Raw genomic sequence first — 400 nt, 5'->3', positions numbered from 1 at the left:
AAAAACGCGGGAAAACTCCAGAAGTTTCCCCGATACCTCTCAGCCTTTCTGAGATAATCTCTGTACCATATAGTAAGGACCAATTTCCCGCTTTTCCTTAAAATTTAGTCGCCATTCTTTATAAAAATTTCGTTCTACATAAACTTCTTCATACTAAGCCTTAGGTGACTGATTCGCATCAAAAAAGCGAATCATTTTATCGTATCTTGCTTATTCCCGTCTATTTTTTCATCCAACCGACTTCCAAATCCTTCAATTAATGCTTCCGTCGCTTGCATCTGCTCTATCTCACTTTTTATCTCACGAAGCAGATCAAAAACCTCACTCTTAGGATTTTCTATGAGTTGCTCTTCAATATCTTTTAATCTCTTATGTAGGTGGTATTCTTGAAGATGCAAGT

General features: G+C 37.0%; 1 pseudogene. It reads right to left on the bottom strand.

What is annotated here, in order from left to right:
* Positions 1-191: 191 nt before the first annotated feature.
* Positions 192-400: pseudogene (locus J7R13_RS09235) on the bottom strand (DNA primase); the annotation flags it as partial.

Source organism: Bartonella taylorii 8TBB (assembly GCF_902825155.1).
Lineage (GTDB): Bacteria > Pseudomonadota > Alphaproteobacteria > Rhizobiales > Rhizobiaceae > Bartonella > Bartonella taylorii_A.
This window is presented reverse-complemented; position numbering and strand designations above follow the sequence as displayed.